The organism is Flaviflexus huanghaiensis, assembly GCF_014118685.1.
Classification (GTDB): domain Bacteria; phylum Actinomycetota; class Actinomycetes; order Actinomycetales; family Actinomycetaceae; genus Flaviflexus; species Flaviflexus huanghaiensis.
Genome location: NZ_JACFAK010000039.1, coordinates 1 through 1221 on the forward strand (window position 1 = coordinate 1; position 1221 = coordinate 1221).

General features: G+C 58.5%; 1 protein-coding gene. It reads left to right on the forward strand.

Translation table 11 applies throughout. The features are described from left to right. Window positions 1-111: 111 nt before the first annotated feature. Window positions 112-1206, forward strand: coding sequence for an IS30 family transposase (locus H7E91_RS11440; RefSeq protein WP_182355242.1), 1095 nt, complete (start codon window positions 112-114; stop codon window positions 1204-1206). Window positions 1207-1221: the final 15 nt, after the last annotated feature.

Genomic DNA, 1221 nt, shown 5'->3' on the forward strand with positions numbered 1-1221 from the left:
GGTGGATTCAACCGGTCAACGCAACACCATCGAAAATGTACTCAGAGGTGTGATGTGGCAAAGATCGGTAGACCAGGACTCCCGTCGGATCGACGGCAGCAAGTGTGGGACATGTGGAAGACAGGGGCATCAATCAGCGAGATCGGTCGAACCGTGGGCTCCCCTCCAGGCTCAATCTTCTCGATCCTGTTACCCTATGGCGGGATCTATCAGCCGCCTCAAAGACGTCGCTCCGGCACACTAACTCTTCATGAGCGCGAAGAGATTTCCAGGGGGCTTGCAGCTGGTGAGTCGCTCCGATCGATTGGACGACGACTCGGCCGTTCAGCATCGACCATCAGTCGTGAGATCGCAAAGAATCGAGGGGCGGCAAGGTATCGCGCGGTTGACGCTGACGATCGTGCTTGGCGGCGTGCCAAACGACCAAAGAAATGCAAACTCGCGAAGAACCCCGTGCTTCGCAGGTACGTCGCGGCACGTCTGCGGGAAGACTGGTCACCAGAACAGATTGCCGGGACTCTGAAAAAGCGCTACCCAGCGGGAAGCAGGATGCTGGTGTCACACGAGACGATCTATCAGTCTCTGTATGTTCAATCCCGCGGGGTACTAGCAAAGGAACTGCAGAAGCATCTGCGATCAGGCCGCCCGATCCGGCGCAGTATCCACAACACGGTGACCGGTCAGTGGCGGTCACAGATCAAGGATGCCGTATCGATCTCGGAGCGACCCGCCGAAGCTGAGGATCGTGCGATTCCTGGGCACTGGGAAGGAGACCTTCTCCTCGGCCGGGGCGTTTCTCAGATCGCAACTGTCGTCGAGCGCGCGACGAGGTTCACTGTGCTCGTTCACGTAGATGGGCGCGATATGGCGTCGGTGACTGCGGGCCTTTCACGAGAGATGAATCTCCTGCCCGAGCAGCTGCGCCGCTCACTCACCTGGGATCGTGGAATGGAACTCGCGGACCACAAGACCGTTACGAGCAGCACCGGGCTTGACGTGTATTTCGCAGACCCTCGCAGCCCCTGGCAGCGTGGGAAGAACGAGAACACGAACCGTCTGCTCCGTCAGTACTTCCCCAAAGGCGTGAGCATGAAAGATCTCACCCAGGACGACCTCAACAAAGTGGCGGCACGGTTGAACTCACGACCGCGTAAGACACTCAGTTTTGATACCCCAGCCGATAGGCTTGAAGCACTGTTGCGCTGACCGGTTGAATCCACC

Coding starts and splice junctions, on each gene's coding strand:
- H7E91_RS11440 (WP_182355242.1), top strand. CDS start 112: ATGTGGAAGACAGGGGCATCAATCAGCGAGATCGGTCGAACCGTGGGC.